Origin of the sequence: Streptococcus halichoeri (assembly GCF_019774635.1) — a bacterium.
GTDB classification, from domain to species: Bacteria; Bacillota; Bacilli; order Lactobacillales; family Streptococcaceae; genus Streptococcus; species Streptococcus halichoeri.
On record NZ_CP081502.1, the window covers coordinates 248355 to 265299 of the forward strand.

At 39.8% G+C, this 16945-nt stretch carries 12 protein-coding genes, 13 tRNA genes, 3 rRNA genes and 2 pseudogenes; 6 read left to right on the top strand and 24 right to left on the bottom strand.

The features are described 5' to 3' along the window. Nucleotides 1-169: 169 nt before the first annotated feature. A complete protein-coding gene (locus tag K5J94_RS01180) occupies nucleotides 170-691 on the top strand; it encodes a PepSY domain-containing protein (protein ID WP_159561580.1) in 522 nt (173 codons plus the stop codon). Nucleotides 692-977: 286 nt separating this feature from the next. Here the strand turns inward: K5J94_RS01180 and K5J94_RS01185 are convergent, their stop codons facing one another. From K5J94_RS01185 to K5J94_RS01195, 3 genes are all read right to left on the bottom strand, one after another. Next, nucleotides 978-1397, bottom strand: coding sequence for a hypothetical protein (locus tag K5J94_RS01185; RefSeq protein WP_221913247.1), 420 nt, complete (start codon nucleotides 1395-1397; stop codon nucleotides 978-980). 32 nt (nucleotides 1398-1429) lie between these two features. Then, complete coding sequence (locus K5J94_RS01190; RefSeq protein WP_221913249.1) at nucleotides 1430-1651, bottom strand: hypothetical protein; 222 nt, start codon at nucleotides 1649-1651, stop codon at nucleotides 1430-1432. Nucleotides 1652-2034: 383 nt separating this feature from the next. Continuing rightward, the gene (locus tag K5J94_RS01195) at nucleotides 2035-2460 is read right to left on the bottom strand and encodes a hypothetical protein (RefSeq protein WP_159565207.1); all 426 of its coding nucleotides are present in this window, start codon (nucleotides 2458-2460) and stop codon (nucleotides 2035-2037) included. Here K5J94_RS01195 and K5J94_RS01200 point away from each other — a divergent pair. The 5 genes and pseudogenes from K5J94_RS01200 to K5J94_RS01220 form a co-directional block, all read left to right on the top strand. After that, nucleotides 2460-3410, top strand: a pseudogene (locus tag K5J94_RS01200) (Rep family protein); the annotation flags it as partial. The gene K5J94_RS01195 and the pseudogene K5J94_RS01200 sit on opposite strands and share 1 nt — an antisense overlap. A 68-nt stretch (nucleotides 3411-3478) precedes the next feature. After that, nucleotides 3479-3652 carry a DUF3173 family protein gene (locus K5J94_RS01205; protein WP_221913251.1) on the top strand — a complete coding sequence of 58 codons (174 nt, stop codon included), beginning with the start codon at nucleotides 3479-3481 and terminating at the stop codon, nucleotides 3650-3652. A gap of 25 nt (nucleotides 3653-3677) precedes the next feature. Beyond that, nucleotides 3678-4815 (top strand): annotated as a pseudogene (locus tag K5J94_RS01210) (tyrosine-type recombinase/integrase). Nucleotides 4816-4977: 162 nt separating this feature from the next. Continuing rightward, nucleotides 4978-5478 carry an RNA polymerase sigma factor gene (locus K5J94_RS01215; protein WP_159565203.1) on the top strand — a complete coding sequence of 167 codons (501 nt, stop codon included), beginning with the start codon at nucleotides 4978-4980 and terminating at the stop codon, nucleotides 5476-5478. Continuing rightward, the gene (locus tag K5J94_RS01220; protein WP_159565201.1) at nucleotides 5465-6412 is read left to right on the top strand and encodes a sigma factor regulator N-terminal domain-containing protein; all 948 of its coding nucleotides are present in this window, start codon (nucleotides 5465-5467) and stop codon (nucleotides 6410-6412) included. The genes K5J94_RS01215 and K5J94_RS01220 overlap by 14 nt, the downstream gene beginning before the upstream one ends. 137 nt (nucleotides 6413-6549) lie before the next feature. On the opposite strand, the gene K5J94_RS01225 is transcribed toward K5J94_RS01220, so the two are convergent. The 21 genes from K5J94_RS01225 to rpmJ all read right to left on the bottom strand — a co-directional run bounded on the left by K5J94_RS01225 (nucleotide 6550) and on the right by rpmJ (nucleotide 16924). Then, nucleotides 6550-6633 (bottom strand) — tRNA-Leu (locus tag K5J94_RS01225). A 19-nt stretch (nucleotides 6634-6652) separates the two neighbouring features. After that, nucleotides 6653-6724: transfer RNA gene (locus tag K5J94_RS01230), tRNA-Gln, on the bottom strand. 8 nt (nucleotides 6725-6732) lie between these two features. Next, nucleotides 6733-6805, bottom strand: a tRNA-His gene (locus tag K5J94_RS01235). Between the two features lie 10 nt (nucleotides 6806-6815). Further along, nucleotides 6816-6886, bottom strand: a tRNA-Trp gene (locus K5J94_RS01240). Between the two features lie 6 nt (nucleotides 6887-6892). Continuing rightward, nucleotides 6893-6973 (bottom strand) — tRNA-Tyr (locus tag K5J94_RS01245). Nucleotides 6974-6989: 16 nt separating this feature from the next. Beyond that, nucleotides 6990-7062 (bottom strand) — tRNA-Phe (locus K5J94_RS01250). Nucleotides 7063-7092: 30 nt separating this feature from the next. Continuing rightward, nucleotides 7093-7166 (bottom strand) — tRNA-Met (locus K5J94_RS01255). Between the two features lie 12 nt (nucleotides 7167-7178). Then, nucleotides 7179-7268: transfer RNA gene (locus tag K5J94_RS01260), tRNA-Ser, on the bottom strand. An 11-nt stretch (nucleotides 7269-7279) separates the two neighbouring features. Continuing rightward, nucleotides 7280-7351, bottom strand: a tRNA-Glu gene (locus K5J94_RS01265). Between the two features lie 13 nt (nucleotides 7352-7364). Beyond that, nucleotides 7365-7438 (bottom strand) — tRNA-Ile (locus tag K5J94_RS01270). Between the two features lie 34 nt (nucleotides 7439-7472). Next, nucleotides 7473-7543: transfer RNA gene (locus K5J94_RS01275), tRNA-Gly, on the bottom strand. A 5-nt stretch (nucleotides 7544-7548) separates the two neighbouring features. Further along, nucleotides 7549-7621 (bottom strand) — tRNA-Val (locus K5J94_RS01280). 40 nt (nucleotides 7622-7661) lie between these two features. Beyond that, nucleotides 7662-7777 (bottom strand): 5S ribosomal RNA (gene rrf, locus K5J94_RS01285). Between the two features lie 98 nt (nucleotides 7778-7875). Next, nucleotides 7876-10779: ribosomal RNA gene (locus tag K5J94_RS01290) — 23S ribosomal RNA — on the bottom strand. A 403-nt stretch (nucleotides 10780-11182) separates the two neighbouring features. Further along, nucleotides 11183-11255: transfer RNA gene (locus K5J94_RS01295), tRNA-Ala, on the bottom strand. A gap of 102 nt (nucleotides 11256-11357) precedes the next feature. Then, nucleotides 11358-12906 (bottom strand): 16S ribosomal RNA (locus tag K5J94_RS01300). The 16S, 23S and 5S rRNA genes sit together here with 13 tRNA genes alongside, the layout of an rRNA operon. Nucleotides 12907-14638: 1732 nt before the next feature. Continuing rightward, nucleotides 14639-15025 carry a 50S ribosomal protein L17 gene (gene rplQ / locus K5J94_RS01305; protein ID WP_159545928.1) on the bottom strand — a complete coding sequence of 129 codons (387 nt, stop codon included), beginning with the start codon at nucleotides 15023-15025 and terminating at the stop codon, nucleotides 14639-14641. Nucleotides 15026-15039: 14 nt separating this feature from the next. Beyond that, the gene (locus K5J94_RS01310; protein WP_159545926.1) at nucleotides 15040-15978 is read right to left on the bottom strand and encodes a DNA-directed RNA polymerase subunit alpha; all 939 of its coding nucleotides are present in this window, start codon (nucleotides 15976-15978) and stop codon (nucleotides 15040-15042) included. 45 nt (nucleotides 15979-16023) lie between these two features. Next, nucleotides 16024-16407 (bottom strand): 30S ribosomal protein S11, encoded by a 384-nt coding sequence (gene rpsK / locus K5J94_RS01315; RefSeq protein WP_001118387.1) that lies wholly within the window; start codon nucleotides 16405-16407, stop codon nucleotides 16024-16026. A gap of 17 nt (nucleotides 16408-16424) precedes the next feature. Next, nucleotides 16425-16790: a 30S ribosomal protein S13 gene (gene rpsM, locus K5J94_RS01320; RefSeq protein WP_159545924.1), complete on the bottom strand. Its 366-nt coding sequence runs from the start codon at nucleotides 16788-16790 to the stop codon at nucleotides 16425-16427. 17 nt (nucleotides 16791-16807) lie between these two features. After that, a complete protein-coding gene (gene rpmJ, locus K5J94_RS01325; RefSeq protein WP_000868345.1) occupies nucleotides 16808-16924 on the bottom strand; it encodes a 50S ribosomal protein L36 in 117 nt (38 codons plus the stop codon). Between the last annotated feature and the right edge of the window lie 21 nt (nucleotides 16925-16945).

The following is a 16945-nucleotide window of genomic DNA, read 5'->3' on the forward strand; positions in this document are numbered from 1 at the left end:
ACCTTAATCATGCTTTCTTTTTCTATTGATTTTTGAACAACTATTTTTAGAGTCATTCTTTTAAAAATAATATTTTTTAAAAATGCACCCTAAACAGACCACATCTTTTTACATATGTGTGGTTTCTTGATATAATAGATTACAATTACGATTTAGAAAAGGTGAGCATATGAAAAAATTAATGACAACTAGTCTCGTTTTACTATCAACTGTAACCCTAACAGCTTGTTCTGATGGTAGTTCCAGTAAAAAAATTTCTAAGGATAAAGCAACTGATATTGCTTTAAAAGATGCCAAATTAACCAAAAAAGAAGCATCTCATTTCCAAATAAAATCTGATAAAGAAGACGGTAAAGCAACTTATGAGATTGATTTTGACACAGACAAAAAAGAGTATGATTATACTGTAGATGCTGAAACTGGAAAAATTTTAGAGAAATCAACCGATAACAAAGGGTTATCAGGAACTAAAGACCTGACCAAGGATACTATTTCGCAAGATAAGGCTAAAAGTATCGCTTTAGAAGATGCTGCTATAAAAGAAAAAGATACCTCAATGATGTCTATTGAAAAAGACATGGATGGTACTACTAGTACTTATGAGATTAAATTCACAGCACACAACAACGAATACGACTATACGATAAATGCTAAAACCGGTGACATTATAGAAAAATCAACCGAAAACTAACATGTCTTTTAAAAACAAAGGCAAATAAAAAGGCAAGGCCGAAAAACCTTGTCTTTATTAGTATACCGGCGGCCGGGGTCGAACCGGCACGTCCGTGAGGACACTGGATTTTGAGTGCTACCAAGCCCTTTTTTAAGTTAACAAATGTTGATTTAATAAGGTTTGTGTTTTGGAAATCAAGTTAAAAACTACGTAATTTTGAGATTTTAGTGATTTTAAAGGGACTATTCAAATGAAGGAGAGTAATGCTATTTATCAAATTACTTTGATGTCGTCATATCATCAATCAACTTCTTCTACCAATGTAAATAATGTTATTATTATTTTGTGAAATAAGTTCTTTAATTTTTTTTGAGTCAATTTCAGTTGTACAGTTAATTAACTTATCATAATTATCTTGACTTACTTTTGTAAGTTCATATTCAGTTTCCTTTTTATTGACTTCAAGCTGTTTTTGAGAATTTAAAACAAAGAACAAACATCCTAGCAGTATGACTAGGACAAAGAACCAGTAGTAAAAAGCTTTTCGCTGATTCTCAAAACCACCTATACTAGATTCAATATATTTAAAGATTATCCATGAAATAACTATTAATAATAAAGGAACACCGAAACTCAAAAAAGTTAACTTAGGAACTCCAACTAAAATAATATTAATTACTGTTACTATAGCAAATATTAAATAAAATGGTAAATTTTTTTCCACATTCTAATCCCCCTATTCTAAACTAATATATATTACAGTTTATTACATGAAAGCATTGTTCTCCATGCATTTATTCCAATAATAGCACCACCACCCAATGTGGTAGGTACAGTGGCTACCACGAATGGCATTGAATAAGCATTCACAACACAGTTCCATTGTTTAGGGGTTAACCAAATATTAGCACCAGTTGGTCTTCCTTGAGAGTAACCACAATTTCTTGGAGATAGCTTCCCAACTTTAACTAATTCCATACAACTTCCTCTATCTCTAAAAACAGTTCCGGGAAGTGAGGAAATTCCTTGAGCAGTTTGAGGTTCATACACTTTCGTATCAGCTGAAATTGCAGTTCCAGACAATATTACTGTAGGAAGTAGAGTTAAAATTAATAAAAAACTTAACAAAATATTTTTTCATAGACTATCCTTTCTCTACTTAAGATTAACAACTTTTCAAATATATTATATCACCATGTTTTGTAAGCGGATTCAAATTTGATGTATTATAATCTTAATTTATTTATTCTAAATATTGAATGTTTAAACTTTAAATGAGTATATATTAGCAAAAGTGGTTCGCAAATTATTAATATTATAATAATTACTAGCATTTCACTCATTAAATAATCTTTTCAAAATTATTGATCAGATAGAAGTTCTTTTAAAGACACTCGCTTTATCTCTTCTTGATAAGAATATCCAAATATTGGATCATAATCGTCAAGACTGTCACTAATACTCTCTTTTAACTCATTAACCTTATTATTAAAATAATTATCTAGTTTAATTTTTATGATATTGCGATTTTCCTTGTCACTGATAGCAAGTTCACCACCTAGTATGAAATTTAAATCTTCTGAGCTTAAAAATTCTTTCTCTAATTCAAACCTAACGATTTTATATAAACGTGCCATTAAATTTACATTATTTATGGCATTAGAATAATATGGATTAGTTTCAGCTTTTTCTAGAATATATCCTGCAAGAAGACGATCCTCTATTTTTTTATTATTTCCAACCATCTCATCCAATGTCATATCTAGCGCCGATGCTATGAGTACCATATGCACCTAACGAAGTGGAAACTTTTGGAACATTTGATTATGAAGTTTTCATTGAAGATAACAAAGCAGATTTTTCTAAACGCTATGCCGTTGCTAAAAGAGAAAAATCAGACGAAAGTCTAGATAAAGTCTTTCAAGAAATCATTAATGGGAATCTGACAGAAGATGATATCTTTGCGGACAAAGAATTAACTTTTCTTTGGTCTTATAATCAAACAAGACTTGATGAAGCTTTTAGAGCTTATGGCAAGATTGCTTCTAAACGAACCTTAAGGGAGTTAGAGAATGGAGGCTTTAAGCCTACTATTATTTATATACATGGATCTTCTGGCATTGGCAAAACGACTCTAGCACTTGAAATGATTGAGGAGATTATTAAAAGAGCTAAAGAAGAGGGTCTCAACTGGAAAATGTACAGTGCTGGTGCTAAGAATATTTTTGATGAGTATTTTGGTGAAGAAGTTATTCTCTTAGATGACCCAAGGTCTGATAGCTTATTGCCAGCAGACTGGTTAAAACTCTTAGATCCTTTAAACAAGTCTTACCTATCCGCACGTTATAAGAATAAACTGGTCATTGGTCGTCTAATTGTGATTACTAATTATCAGTCCCTGAAGTCTTTCTTTGGAAAGATTCAAAATAAGGATTTAAACCAGTATATCAGACGGTTTAATAACGTCCTAGAGATTTCAAAGAAAAAAGGGAATCACGACAAAGAAACAGATAGATTTTACAATCTATCAGAAATTAAAGAATTGAACTATAGAGATTATTACCAAACAGGATATAATCAAGAGATTCAATTACACTTTGGCGAGGAAGATATCTATTGCACTGACAATAAAGCAGATTTTATTAATCGTGTTTTAGATGAGCATATTCTTCCTCGCATTTTACCACAAATAAAAAAGCGCATCCCAAATCCCGCTAAAGAAAAAGGAAACGCTTAGGACAAGCCGAGGAGCTGGAACTCCTCAACCTGTCCTTAATTATACCATAGTTATTAAGGAGAATACACATGATAGCAACCGTAACAAAAGATGATTTAGTAACCTTAGGCTTTTCAGAAGGAACATCCCGTTCCATTATACGTAAGGGAAAACGCCTCCTCGTTCAACGTGGTTTCTATGTTTATGATAATAAACCTATTGGAACTATACCTGCAACAATTGCGGAGGAATTATTAGATTAAAAACTAACTTCCAAGGTATAAAGCTATGGCAATACGTAAAACAAAGAATGGTGGATGGATTGTCGACGTCAGTAATGGCGTTGATCCCATTACCTTAAATCAGCGACGGATTGTCAGGAAAGGATTTAAAACTAAGAAAGAAGCTATAGAGGCTGAACAGTATATTCGTGGTGTGGAATTAAAATCAAAAGTTTCAAACGGACGAATCACTATCGACATGTTATATCAATTACTCAAACAAGAAGATGTTATCAATCATAAAAAGCAAAGTTATATCAATACTCAAGATAATAATCATAATCGACATATAAAAGATTACTTTTCAAAAGTAAAAGACGTCAGTAAACTAGATTATGATGATGTCTATAAGTATAGAGAATACTTACGAAATACAATTGCCCAAAATAGTAATGAGCCACTTAATCCAAATACAATTAATAAAATAATGGTACTTCTCAAGAAGATACTTGATATCGGAATCAAAAAAGGTTATTACACAAATAACCCTGTTAAAATGTTAAAGAAACTTCCAATTGCAAAAGCTCAACTTAATTATTGGTCAATCGAAGAATTTAAAGAGTTTCTAAATTTGTTTGAACCAGAGGAATATAATTATCAATTATTATTTACTTGCCTGTTCTTTACTGGAATGCGACTTGGCGAAGCCTTAGCATTAACGTGGAATGATATTGACTTCACAACACAAACAATTCACATTACAAAATCAATATATATTAGCAAAGGTATTAGTTATATATCAACAACTAAAACCAAAGCAGGAATGAGACGTATCACAATACATAAAAAAACTAAATGACGAGTTAATAGATTGGAAAAAGACTCAATATAAACAGCTTAACAATTTTATTACTGGTGATATAAATGAATTACAGATATTTCAGAACTCCCCAATGGTGATCACTAAGAATACTACTGAGAAGTTTTATAAAAAGGTATTAAAAAGGGATCCTAACCTTAAAAGAATTAGGATCCATGATTTCCGTCACTCACACGCCTCTTTACTTATTAATCAAGGTGAAGATTATTTCGTAGCAAAAGAACGCTTAGGGCATGCTTCTATCACTACTACAATTGACACCTATTCACATTTATACCCGTCTAAACAGAAGAGTTTGGCGGATAAATTAGATAATCTTATTTAAAGTAAGGAAATTCCTTGCTTTAATTTTTTGTTTAATTAGAAACCCAAAAGCAAAAAACTATTCCTATTTTTTCCATAAAATTATTGTTTTTATGTAACCAAAGGCATTATTTATTCGTTATACTAATGAAGAAAGGTTAATAAAATAATGAAAGGAGGTCAAATGTCAATTTTAGATGACTATGAAAAAGAATTATTAGACATTTCACATCAAATAATAGCTTATCTTATTAAATCTGGTGTTGATCCTAACCAAGCACAGGACATTACTCAAGACGTCTTTTTACAAATATTAGAATCTGAACCTTCCCTTCCGTTTAATAAAATAAAGGCTTGGATGTATCGAACTGCAATTAGAAGATATATTGATCTGTATCGAAGAGATAAACGCTATTACGAAATTTTACAAGAAGAATTTTTTACTGAAAATAATCTCAATTACAATGAAATAGACAATTTTTTTGAACTACACGAAGCAATGTTACACTTGAAAAAAGAAGACCAATATCTGATAGACCTATATTACTTTCAGGGATTTTCCATTAAAGAAATATCTCAAATAAATGGACAACTACAAAGCACCATTAAGGTAAAACTTATGCGTACTAGAAGAACTTTAAAAAAATATTTAGAAAAGGATAATTTAAAACATGACAAAAAATAAGTTTAGCGATCCGCTGGCAGAATTAGCAAAAAAAAGAAAAAGAGCTACATTAGTTAAAACAGTCCTAATTGCTTTGATAACAGTACTATTAGTTCTCGGAATAACTTTTAAAGGACTGACATATTTCACTTCTAAAAATGGTCAAAAAGCTTATCGTAGCTTTGAGCTGCTTTCTGAGGTAGCATATCCAAATATTTCCTATGATAGCCTATATTATCATCCAAGTGGTCAATTCACTGGTAAAGTACATGCTGATAGGTATAAAGATATTAATGGTGTACAAATTCCATATTCAAGTTTTGAAGAGAATTATAGTATATCGGGTACTTTTGGTACAAGTGCGGATGAAACATCGGCAAATAATAATCTATTTGACCGAGGTACTAGACAAAAAGTTCCTCAATTCTATAATACAAAAGTAAAATACGATAAAGGAGAAGTTAAATCAACTCCTAACAATGAACTGAAATATATAAATAGTTTAAATAATGAACTCGTTGAAGTAGCAATAACTTTTGATAAATCCTATAGTTATAAAGAAATAAAAGCAATGATCCCAAATAACCTAAAACAAAATTGGTTATGGATAGGTACACAAACAACCCTAGATACGTCTTATTGGCCTACTAAATACCAATTTGGTACAAGCCCTGAAATTTTAAATACTCCACAAATATTCGTAAACAATATAAAGGAAAACTTAAAAGTGAATTCCGAAATATATTATAAGAACGTAAATATCTTATCAGATCTCAAAAACTATTCTAAAAAATATGAGAATACAAGTAGTGGAGATAAACTCGAGTTTTCAGGCATAATAGTGACGGGTAAAGCTGAAAACTTTAAACAACTTGAAGAGAAAAATTGGATATACGCTTCAAGTATAGGTGCTACTATTGAAAATAAACCCTATTATCATTTAGATAAAAAATAAGTAGGTTATAAAAGTCTTCACTAAAAGTTTGAAATAAAAACAGAAAAAAATATTCATAAGTAATTTTTAGTAACTTGAGGAGATATATAATCAAATAAATACAAAAAGACAAGGTCTAGAAACCTTGTCTTTTTGTATACCGGCGGCCGGGGTCGAACCGGCACGTCCGTGAGGACACTGGATTTTGAGTCCAGCGCGTCTGCCAATTCCGCCACGCCGGCTTTAAATATAAAATTTAAACTGGGGTAGCTGGATTCGAACCAACGCATGAGGGAGTCAAAGTCCCTTGCCTTACCGCTTGGCTATACCCCAATAAAATAGGCGAGTGATGGGAATCGAACCCACGAATGTCAGAGCCACAATCTGATGTGTTAACCACTTCACCACACCCGCCATATTTTAACACGGGCAGTAGGAATCGAACCCACACTGAAGGTTTTGGAGACCTTAGTTCTACCTTTAAACTATGCCCGTTAAGGATGGAAAGAGAGGGATTCGAACCCCCGAACCCGAAGGAGCGGATTTACAGTCCGCCGCGTTTAGCCTCTTCGCTATCTTTCCTCTTATTAAATTGTTATGGCGCGAGACGGAATCGAACCGCCGACACATGGAGCTTCAATCCATTGCTCTACCAACTGAGCTACCGAGCCAACTATAAGTATTATCTCTAATACTCTATATTGCGGGAGCAGGATTTGAACCTACGACCTTCGGGTTATGAGCCCGACGAGCTACCTAGCTGCTCCATCCCGCGATATCTTTTAAAAGGAGGATGTGGGATTCGAACCCACGCACGCTTTTACACGCCTGACGGTTTTCAAGACCGTTCCCTTCAGCCGGACTTGGGTAATCCTCCGTTTAATATAATAGTCCGTACGGGATTCGAACCCGTGTTACCGCCGTGAAAAGGCGGTGTCTTAACCCCTTGACCAACGGACCATATAAACTATAATGGGCACGAGTGGACTCGAACCACCGACCTCACGCTTATCAGGCGTGCGCTCTAACCACCTGAGCTACGCGCCCAAGACAATAACCATAGTCTTGGAATAAACTATAAAGCGGGTGACGAGAATCGAACTCGCGACAACAGCTTGGAAGGCTGTAGTTTTACCACTAAACTACACCCGCTAAAATGGGAGTTAACGGGTTCGAACCGCTGACCCTCTGCTTGTAAGGCAGATGCTCTCCCAGCTGAGCTAAACTCCCATGGTTGGAACTTTAACTCCATTGAGCTAAACTTCCTTTGGCTAAGCAACTACCGTATCTAACAGGGGGCAACCCCCAACTACTTCAGGCGTTCTAGGGCTTAACTGCTGTGTTCGGCATGGAAACAGGTGTATCTCCTAGGCTATCGTCACTTAACTGCTTGGGTGAACTGTCTTCTAATCGTCCACTCAAAATTGAATACCTCTATCTTAACAAGAACTCTACCTCTATGTCAATAAACTTTTCTATTATCCTCGGATAAGTCCTCGAGCTATTAGTTTTAGTCCGCTTCATGTATCACTACACTTCCACTCCTAACCTATCTACCTGATCTTCTCTCAGGGCTCTTACTGATATAAAATCATGGGAAATCTCATCTTGAGGCGGGCTTCGCACTTAGATGCTTTCAGCGCTTATCCCTTCCCTACATAGCTACCCAGCGATGCCTTTGGCAAGACAACTGGTACACCAGCGGTAAGTCCACTCTGGTCCTCTCGTACTAGGAGCAGATCCTCTCAAATTTCCTTCGCCCGCGACGGATAGGGACCGAACTGTCTCACGACGTTCTGAACCCAGCTCGCGTGCCGCTTTAATGGGCGAACAGCCCAACCCTTGGGACCGACTACAGCCCCAGGATGCGACGAGCCGACATCGAGGTGCCAAACCTCCCCGTCGATGTGAACTCTTGGGGGAGATAAGCCTGTTATCCCCAGGGTAGCTTTTATCCGTTGAGCGATGGCCCTTCCATGCGGTACCACCGGATCACTAAGCCCGACTTTCGTCCCTGCTCGAGGTGTTGCTCTCGCAGTCAAGCTCCCTTATACCTTTACACTCTGCGACTGATTTCCAACCAGTCTGAGGGAACCTTTGGGCGCCTCCGTTACTCTTTAGGAGGCGACCGCCCCAGTCAAACTGCCCGTCAGACACTGTCTCCGATAGGGCTAACCTATCCGGGTTAGAGTAGCCATAACACAAGGGTAGTATCCCAACAACGCCTCCAACGAAACTGGCGTCCCGTTCTCTATGGCTCCTACCTATCCTGTACATGTCCTACAGATACTCAATATCAAACTGCAGTAAAGCTCCATGGGGTCTTTCCGTCCTGTCGCGGGTAACCTGCATCTTCACAGGTACTAAAATTTCACCGAGTCTCTCGTTGAGACAGTGCCCAAATCATTACGCCTTTCGTGCGGGTCGGAACTTACCCGACAAGGAATTTCGCTACCTTAGGACCGTTATAGTTACGGCCGCCGTTTACTGGGGCTTCAATTCAGATCGTCGCTTGCGCTAAACCCTCCTCTTAACCTTCCAGCACCGGGCAGGCGTCACCCCCTATACATCATCTTACGATTTAGCAGAGAGCTGTGTTTTTGATAAACAGTTGCTTGGGCCTATTCACTGCGGCTGATATCACTATCAGCACCCCTTCTCCCTAAGTTACGGGGTCATTTTGCCGAGTTCCTTAACGAGAGTTCTCTCGATCACCTGAGGCTACTCGCCTCGACTACCTGTGTCGGTTTGCGGTACGGGTAGTATGTAGTTAAACGCTAGAAGCTTTTCTTGGCAGTGTGACATCACTAACTTCGCTACTTACATTTCGCTCCCCATCACAGCTCAATGTTACAGAGATAAGCATTTAACTCATCTCACACCTCACTGCTTAGACGTGCTCTTCCACTCGCACGCTTTAGTTAGCCTGCTGCGTCCCTCCTTCACTATACATACTAGTACAGGAATATCAACCTGTTGCCCATCGGATACACCTTTCGGTCTCTCCTTAGGTCCCGACTAACCCAGGGCGGACGAGCCTTCCCCTGGAATCCTTAGTCTTACGGTGGACAGGATTCTCACCTGTCTTTCGCTACTCATACCGGCATTCTCACTTCTATGCGTTCCAGCACTCCTCACGGTATACCTTCTTCACACATAGAACGCTCTCCTACCATTACCTCTAAAGGTAATCCACAGCTTCGGTAAATTGTTTTAGCCCCGGTACATTTTCGGCGCAGGGTCACTCGACTAGTGAGCTATTACGCACTCTTTGAATGAATAGCTGCTTCTAAGCTAACATCCTAGTTGTCTGTGCAACCCCACATCCTTTTCCACTTAACAATTATTTGGGGACCTTAGCTGGTGGTCTGGGCTGTTTCCCTTTCGACTACGGATCTTAGCACTCGCAGTCTGACTGCCGAATATATCGTCTTGGCATTCGGAGTTTATCTGAGATTGGTAATCCGGGATGGACCCCTCACCCAAACAGTGCTCTACCTCCAAGAGACTTACTTCGACGCTAGCCCTAAAGCTATTTCGGAGAGAACCAGCTATCTCCAAGTTCGTTTGGAATTTCTCCGCTACCCACAAGTCATCCAAGCACTTTTCAACGTGCCCTGGTTCGGTCCTCCAGTGCGTTTTACCGCACCTTCAACCTGCTCATGGGTAGGTCACATGGTTTCGGGTCTACATCTACGTACTATTTCGCCCTATTAAGACTCGGTTTCCCTACGGCTCCGTCTCTTCAACTTAACCTCGCACGTAAACGTAACTCGCCGGTTCATTCTACAAAAGGCACGCTCTCACCCATTAACGGGCTCGAACTTCTTGTAGGCACACGGTTTCAGGTTCTCTTTCACTCCCCTCCCGGGGTGCTTTTCACCTTTCCCTCACGGTACTGGTTCACTATCGGTCACTAGAGAGTATTTAGGGTTGGGAGATGGTCCTCCCAGATTCCAACGAGATTTCGCGTGTCTCGCCGTACTCAGGATCCTGCTAGAGTCATCTACTATTTCAACTACGAGGCTGTTACTCCCTTTGGCTGACCTTCCCAGGTCATTCGTCTATAGTATCTGATCCCACGTCGCAGTCCTACAACCCCAAGGAGTAAACTCCTTGGTTTGCCCTCTTGCCCTTTCGCTCGCCGCTACTTTGGCAATCGCTTTTGCTTTCTCTTCCTGCAGCTACTTAGATGTTTCAGTTCACTGCGTCTTCCTTCTCATAACCTTAACAGTTATGGATACTAACCTTTAGTTAGTGGGTTCCCCCATTCGGACATCTCTGGATCAGCGCTTACTTACAGCTCCCCAAAGCATTTCGTCGTTTGTCACGTCCTTCTTCGGCTTCTAGTGCCAAGGCATCCACCGTGCGCCCTTATTAACTTAACCTTAGTTCCAGTCTTTCGACCTTCTTTATTTTTTTAATAGGTTCGCGTTTATCTTTTTTTCGGTTTCTTTCTTGTTACTTTTCTACAATCATTTTCATAATTGTGGAATTTGATATAGATATTCAATTTTCAATGGACTATTATGATTTTAAGAACCGTTACGACTTGTCGTAAAACTTGCGTAAAATAAGGAACAAACCAGTGAGGTGTCTTCAGACACCAGATGGTTTTGACTTATTTCTAGTAAGTTTAGGTTCGTATTCAAATATCATTTATCTAGTGGAACACGAGATTAATTTCTTAGGAAAAAAGATAAACTTCCTTGTGTGCAAGCACACAGCGTCTGTTTCCTATTTTTCTACAGAAATTTCGGCAAGCCGAACATCTCTTTGTATCCTAGATAATGGAGCCTAGCGGGATCGAACCGCTGACCTCCTGCGTGCAAAGCAGGCGCTCTCCCAGCTGAGCTAAGGCCCCCGACTAATAAACGGCTGGTTTCATTATTAGTGGTGTGTCTATTCTATTATAAGACCTCTCAAAACTAAATAAGACAAATCCCAAAAAGTTCCTTATCCTTAGAAAGGAGGTGATCCAGCCGCACCTTCCGATACGGCTACCTTGTTACGACTTCACCCCAATCATCTATCCCACCTTAGGCGGCTGGCTCCTAAACGGTTACCTCACCGACTTCGGGTGTTACAAACTCTCGTGGTGTGACGGGCGGTGTGTACAAGGCCCGGGAACGTATTCACCGCGGCGTGCTGATCCGCGATTACTAGCGATTCCGACTTCATGTAGGCGAGTTGCAGCCTACAATCCGAACTGAGATTGGCTTTCAGAGATTAGCTTGCCGTCACCGGCTTGCGACTCGTTGTACCAACCATTGTAGCACGTGTGTAGCCCAGGTCATAAGGGGCATGATGATTTGACGTCATCCCCACCTTCCTCCGGTTTATTACCGGCAGTCTCGCTAGAGTGCCCAACTTAATGATGGCAACTAACAATAAGGGTTGCGCTCGTTGCGGGACTTAACCCAACATCTCACGACACGAGCTGACGACAACCATGCACCACCTGTCACTTCTGCCCAAAAGGGAAAGCCTATCTCTAGGCCGGTCAGAAGGATGTCAAGACCTGGTAAGGTTCTTCGCGTTGCTTCGAATTAAACCACATGCTCCACCGCTTGTGCGGGCCCCCGTCAATTCCTTTGAGTTTCAACCTTGCGGTCGTACTCCCCAGGCGGAGTGCTTAATGCGTTAGCTCCGGCACTAAGCCCCGGAAAGGGCCTAACACCTAGCACTCATCGTTTACGGCGTGGACTACCAGGGTATCTAATCCTGTTTGCTCCCCACGCTTTCGAGCCTCAGCGTCAGTTACAGACCAGAGAGCCGCTTTCGCCACCGGTGTTCCTCCATATATCTACGCATTTCACCGCTACACATGGAATTCCACTCTCCCCTTCTGCACTCAAGTTCTCCAGTTTCCAAAGCATACAATGGTTAAGCCACTGCCTTTAACTTCAGACTTAAAAAACCGCCTGCGCTCGCTTTACGCCCAATAAATCCGGACAACGCTCGGGACCTACGTATTACCGCGGCTGCTGGCACGTAGTTAGCCGTCCCTTTCTGGTTAGTTACCGTCACGTAATGGATTTTCCACTCCCATTACCATTCTTCTCTAACAACAGAGCTTTACGATCCGAAAACCTTCTTCACTCACGCGGCGTTGCTCGGTCAGACTTGCGTCCATTGCCGAAGATTCCCTACTGCTGCCTCCCGTAGGAGTCTGGGCCGTGTCTCAGTCCCAGTGTGGCCGTTCACCCTCTCAGGTCGGCTATGTATCGTCGCCTTGGTGAGCCTTTACCTCACCAACTAGCTAATACAACGCAGGTCCATCTCATAGTGGAGCTGTTGCCCCTTTTAAGAGTGAAACATGTGTCTTACTCTATTATGCGGTATTAGCTATCGTTTCCAATAGTTATCCCCCGCTATCAGGTAGGTTACCTACGCGTTACTCACCCGTTCGCAACTCCTTGAACTAGTGCAAGCACCAGTCCAAAGCGTTCTACTTGCATGTATTAGGCACGCCGCCAGCGTTCGTCCTGAGCCAGGATCAAACTCTCATTTAGTTTGAACTTACTCGTTCTTTTCTGTCCGCTGACAGATTTATTTTTGCTTTGACGGAGTCTATACTGCTTATAAACCCCTCTTCACTTTTTGGTTCGTCTTATTCAGTTCTCAAAGGTCTTTCCCCTCTTGCGAGGCAACTTCTTTATTCTATCAGCTTCTTAAGGCTTTGTCAATAACTTTTTTTACTTTTTATTGATACTTGCGCTAATCAGCTGACAACTTTCTTAGTATACTCACTTTCTGGCACTTTGTCAAGAGGTTTTCAAATTTATTTTTAGTTTTAGCAATCAAAAGGGGAAAGGCGGAGCTAACACTTCGTTCAAGACCATTCAAAACAGCATAGCTCTAAAACCTCGTAGACAGGGTTTGTCCACAATTTTTCGTAATCGCGCTACTCGTCTTAGCTGGACTTCAGTTTTGAATCGTCCTTTCATAGCACTATTATACGGCAAAATTCTTGCGAAATCAATGCGTTAAGAAGGCTAACTATCATGGTTGTCGGCTGATTAATCGTCAGTACCTTTTCAGTTTAGGTTCAAAAATTTTTATTAAGCCTCTAATCTCTGATTCCTCAGCTGCTATGCTAGCATTTGGCTGGTGTTTTGTATTCCAAATGCTTGGCTTGATTGATGGCAGCAATCGATTTATCAGGAGAGATATGAACGATTGGATAGCGTGACTCTTTTTTTCTGTCTATTCGGGGGATGACAAATACTTGCTTTGGACTATGGTCTAAGACACTGTATCGATCCCCAAAGCAATTTATATGCTCTTATATTCTCAGTTTTTACTGCTTACTGGGATGCTTCAACGGACTTTTCGGGAGATTAACGTTTGGTCTGTTGCTAGTTTTTAGCTGTTTTTCTTTTTTCTAGAATCAAGCACCCTCTAATGTCTTTGCTCAGTCAGTGTTAGAGATGCTCCTTTTTGGCGGCTCATTAGTTTGCACCTTAGTCTCCTTCTGATCTGCGCTAGGCAATTCTATTAGATTTCTAAGCTGTTTTTTATACTCTCAGTGGCTAACTTCGTTTTAAACTGTTTATTAGCATGGTGTTTATGAGTCTTTTAGCTACCATTAACGCCGAAACAAGCTCCAAGATGGTTGTCATTATTACTTATCAGCAACTTCTTCGTAGGGAGAATCATTTGACCGGGATATTGGCAAAGCTGTTAAAAAACCAAGGACGTGAGCATGCTGTTTCTACTTTAGCTAGCACCAAGCGCTAGCTATTTTCCAAAACTATCAGAGTTGTAGTAATGGAGCGACTAGATGAGCCAGAGGCTTTTTAAGCTTGTTCAGAACGTGGAAGTTTTAGACTATATTGAAAAATAAGAGGTTAGAGAGGCTAAGATGCTTCGTGCAATCATCAAGGTGTTCAAAATCAGGCTAAACAGAAATAACCGTCAAAAAGCGCTGCAATGGCCAAAGTGGGTTTACTCATGACAGTTGACAATGAGCCGAATCCTCATCGCTTTGAACATAGCAAAAGAGAAGACGAACTTCGTCTCGTGCTTAGCTATAAGTCACCCACTACAGTTGACAAAGAGCCATTAAAAAACACCTGCTTACGAAGTAATTCTAGGCTTAGAACTATTTCGTAAACAAGTGTGACCTTAATAACATGATGAGTGTTCCCGCTAGAGAATGAATCCCTAGCGGTAGACCAGAGCTAGACTAAGAAAAGCAGTCAACTTTTCCATCATCATAACACTCAACAAAATTGATAAAAATTAAACTAATTCAATGATGGCCATTGGAGCAGCATCTCCACGGCGTGGTTCAGTTTTAAGGATACGTGTGTATCCGCCGTTACGTTCGGCATAACGAGGTGCAATTTCTGAGAAAAGCTTTTGAAGAGCTGTTGTTGATGTGTATTTATCACTAGCTTCATCATAGCTTTCTGATGCTACTTCATTGCGTACATAAGCTGCTGCTTGACGACGAGCATGAAGATCACCACGTTTACCTAAAGTAATCATTTTTTCAACGGTTTTACGGATTTCTTTTGCACGTGCTTCAGTCGTTACAATGGATTCGTTGATTAAAAGATCTGTGGTCAAATCACGAAGCATTGCTTTACGTTGTGAGCTAGTGCGTCCTAGTTTACGGTAAGCCATTTTGTCCTCCTATTTTATTTATCGTTTTTTAATCCGAGTCCTAAATCAGCAAGTTTGACTTTGACTTCTTCAAGACTCTTGCGTCCCAAGTTGCGGACTTTCATCATTTCAGGCTCAGTTTTTTCTGTCAAATCAAATACAGTATTGATTCCTGCACGTTTGAGACAGTTGTATGAGCGTACGGACAAGTCTAATTCCTCAATCGTGCGATCAAGTACCTTTTCATCGTTCACTGTTTCAGTTTCTTTCATAACGTCTGTTGCTTTTGCAACTTCTGTTAGGTCAGTAAAGAGATTTAAGTGTTCAATTAAAACGCGAGCGGATAAACCTAAAGCGTCTTCAGGAATGATTGTTCCGTTTGTCATGATTTCAATGGTTAATTTATCAAAGCCATCGTTACTACCAACACGAGCAGGTTCAACTTGATAATTAACTTTTTTAACTGGTGTGTAGATGGAATCTACTGCCAATGTTCCAACAGGTGCATCATCTTTTTTATTGCCTTCAGCAGGTACATAGCCTCGTTTTTTAGCAACAGTCATTGTCGCTTTTAAGGAATGTCCTTCAGCAATAGTAAAAAGATAATGATCAGGGTTAACCAGTTCGATATCGCTATCTGTTAAAATGTCACCAGCAGTTACTTCGGCTGGTCCTTCAACATCTAATTCGATAATCTTTTCGTCTTCGACGTATGACTTTACTGCAAGTCCTTTAACGTTAAGGATAATTTGCATCACATCTTCGCGTACACCTGGGATTGTATCAAATTCGTGTAATACACCATCAATCTTAATAGATGTCACTGCTGCACCCGGAAGTGAAGACAAGAGCACACGACGAAGTGAATTACCAAGAGTTGTTCCATAACCACGTTCAAGCGGTTCAATCACAAATCTCCCGTAATCTTTATTTTCATCAATTTTTGTTATTATTGGTTTTTCAAACTCAATCATTTTTTCACCCCTCGAAACGAAACTTGTGTACTAGTTATTATATGATTATACACGACGACGTTTTGGAGGACGAGCACCATTATGTGGCACAGGAGTCACATCACGAATTGCAGTTACTTCAAGACCTGCAGCAGCAAGAGCACGAATAGCAGATTCACGACCTGAACCAGGACCTTTTACAGTGACTTCAACAGTTTTAAGTCCATGTTCTTGTGCAGATTTTGCAGCAGCTTCGGCAGCCATTTGAGCAGCAAATGGTGTTGATTTACGTGAACCTTTGAAACCAAGAGCACCAGCTGAAGACCAGGCAAGAGCATTACCGTGAACATCTGTAATCATAACAATAGTGTTGTTAAATGTAGCGTGAATATGAGCAACACCTGACTCGATGTTCTTTTTCACACGACGTTTACGTGTTGGTTTAGCCAATTTTTTTACCTCCTATTTTATTTTTTCTTACCTGCAATCGCAACTGCTTTACCTTTACGAGTGCGGGCGTTGTTTTTAGTGTTTTGTCCACGGACAGGAAGTCCACGACGGTGACGGATACCACGGTATGAACCGATTTCCATCAAACGTTTAATGTTTAAGTTCACTTCACGGCGAAGGTCACCTTCTACTTTAATAGAATCCACTTCGCGACGGATAGCATCTTCTTGATCACTTGTTAAATCTTTAACACGGATATCTTCTGATACACCTGCAGCAGCTAGGATTTTTTTAGCGGTTGCAAGTCCAATACCATATACATAAGTCAATGAAACTACTACACGTTTGTCACTTGGAATATCAACTCCAGCTATACGAGCCATTTGTTCTCCTTTCTATATTATCCTTGACGTTGTTTGTGCTTTGGATTTGTTGGACAAATTACCATAACACGACCGTTACGACGAATAACTTTGCAGTATTCGCAAATTGGTTTAACCGATGGTCTTACCTTCATGTTTTAATCCCTCCAATTATT

What these genes read in the sequence shown, in the direction of transcription:
- K5J94_RS01180 (WP_159561580.1), top strand. Translation starts at nt 170, where the DNA reads ATGAAAAAATTAATGACAACTAGTCTCGTTTTACTATCAACTGTAACC.
- K5J94_RS01190 (WP_221913249.1), bottom strand. Translation starts at nt 1,651, where the DNA reads ATGGAATTAGTTAAAGTTGGGAAGCTATCTCCAAGAAATTGTGGTTAC.
- K5J94_RS01195 (WP_159565207.1), bottom strand. Translation starts at nt 2,460, where the DNA reads ATGGTACTCATAGCATCGGCGCTAGATATGACATTGGATGAGATGGTT.
- K5J94_RS01205 (WP_221913251.1), top strand. Translation starts at nt 3,479, where the DNA reads ATGATAGCAACCGTAACAAAAGATGATTTAGTAACCTTAGGCTTTTCA.
- K5J94_RS01215 (WP_159565203.1), top strand. Translation starts at nt 4,978, where the DNA reads ATGTCAATTTTAGATGACTATGAAAAAGAATTATTAGACATTTCACAT.
- K5J94_RS01220 (WP_159565201.1), top strand. Translation starts at nt 5,465, where the DNA reads ATGACAAAAAATAAGTTTAGCGATCCGCTGGCAGAATTAGCAAAAAAA.
- rplQ (WP_159545928.1), bottom strand. Translation starts at nt 15,025, where the DNA reads ATGGCTTACCGTAAACTAGGACGCACTAGCTCACAACGTAAAGCAATG.
- K5J94_RS01310 (WP_159545926.1), bottom strand. Translation starts at nt 15,978, where the DNA reads ATGATTGAGTTTGAAAAACCAATAATAACAAAAATTGATGAAAATAAA.
- rpsM (WP_159545924.1), bottom strand. Translation starts at nt 16,790, where the DNA reads ATGGCTCGTATAGCTGGAGTTGATATTCCAAGTGACAAACGTGTAGTA.
- rpmJ (WP_000868345.1), bottom strand. Translation starts at nt 16,924, where the DNA reads ATGAAGGTAAGACCATCGGTTAAACCAATTTGCGAATACTGCAAAGTT.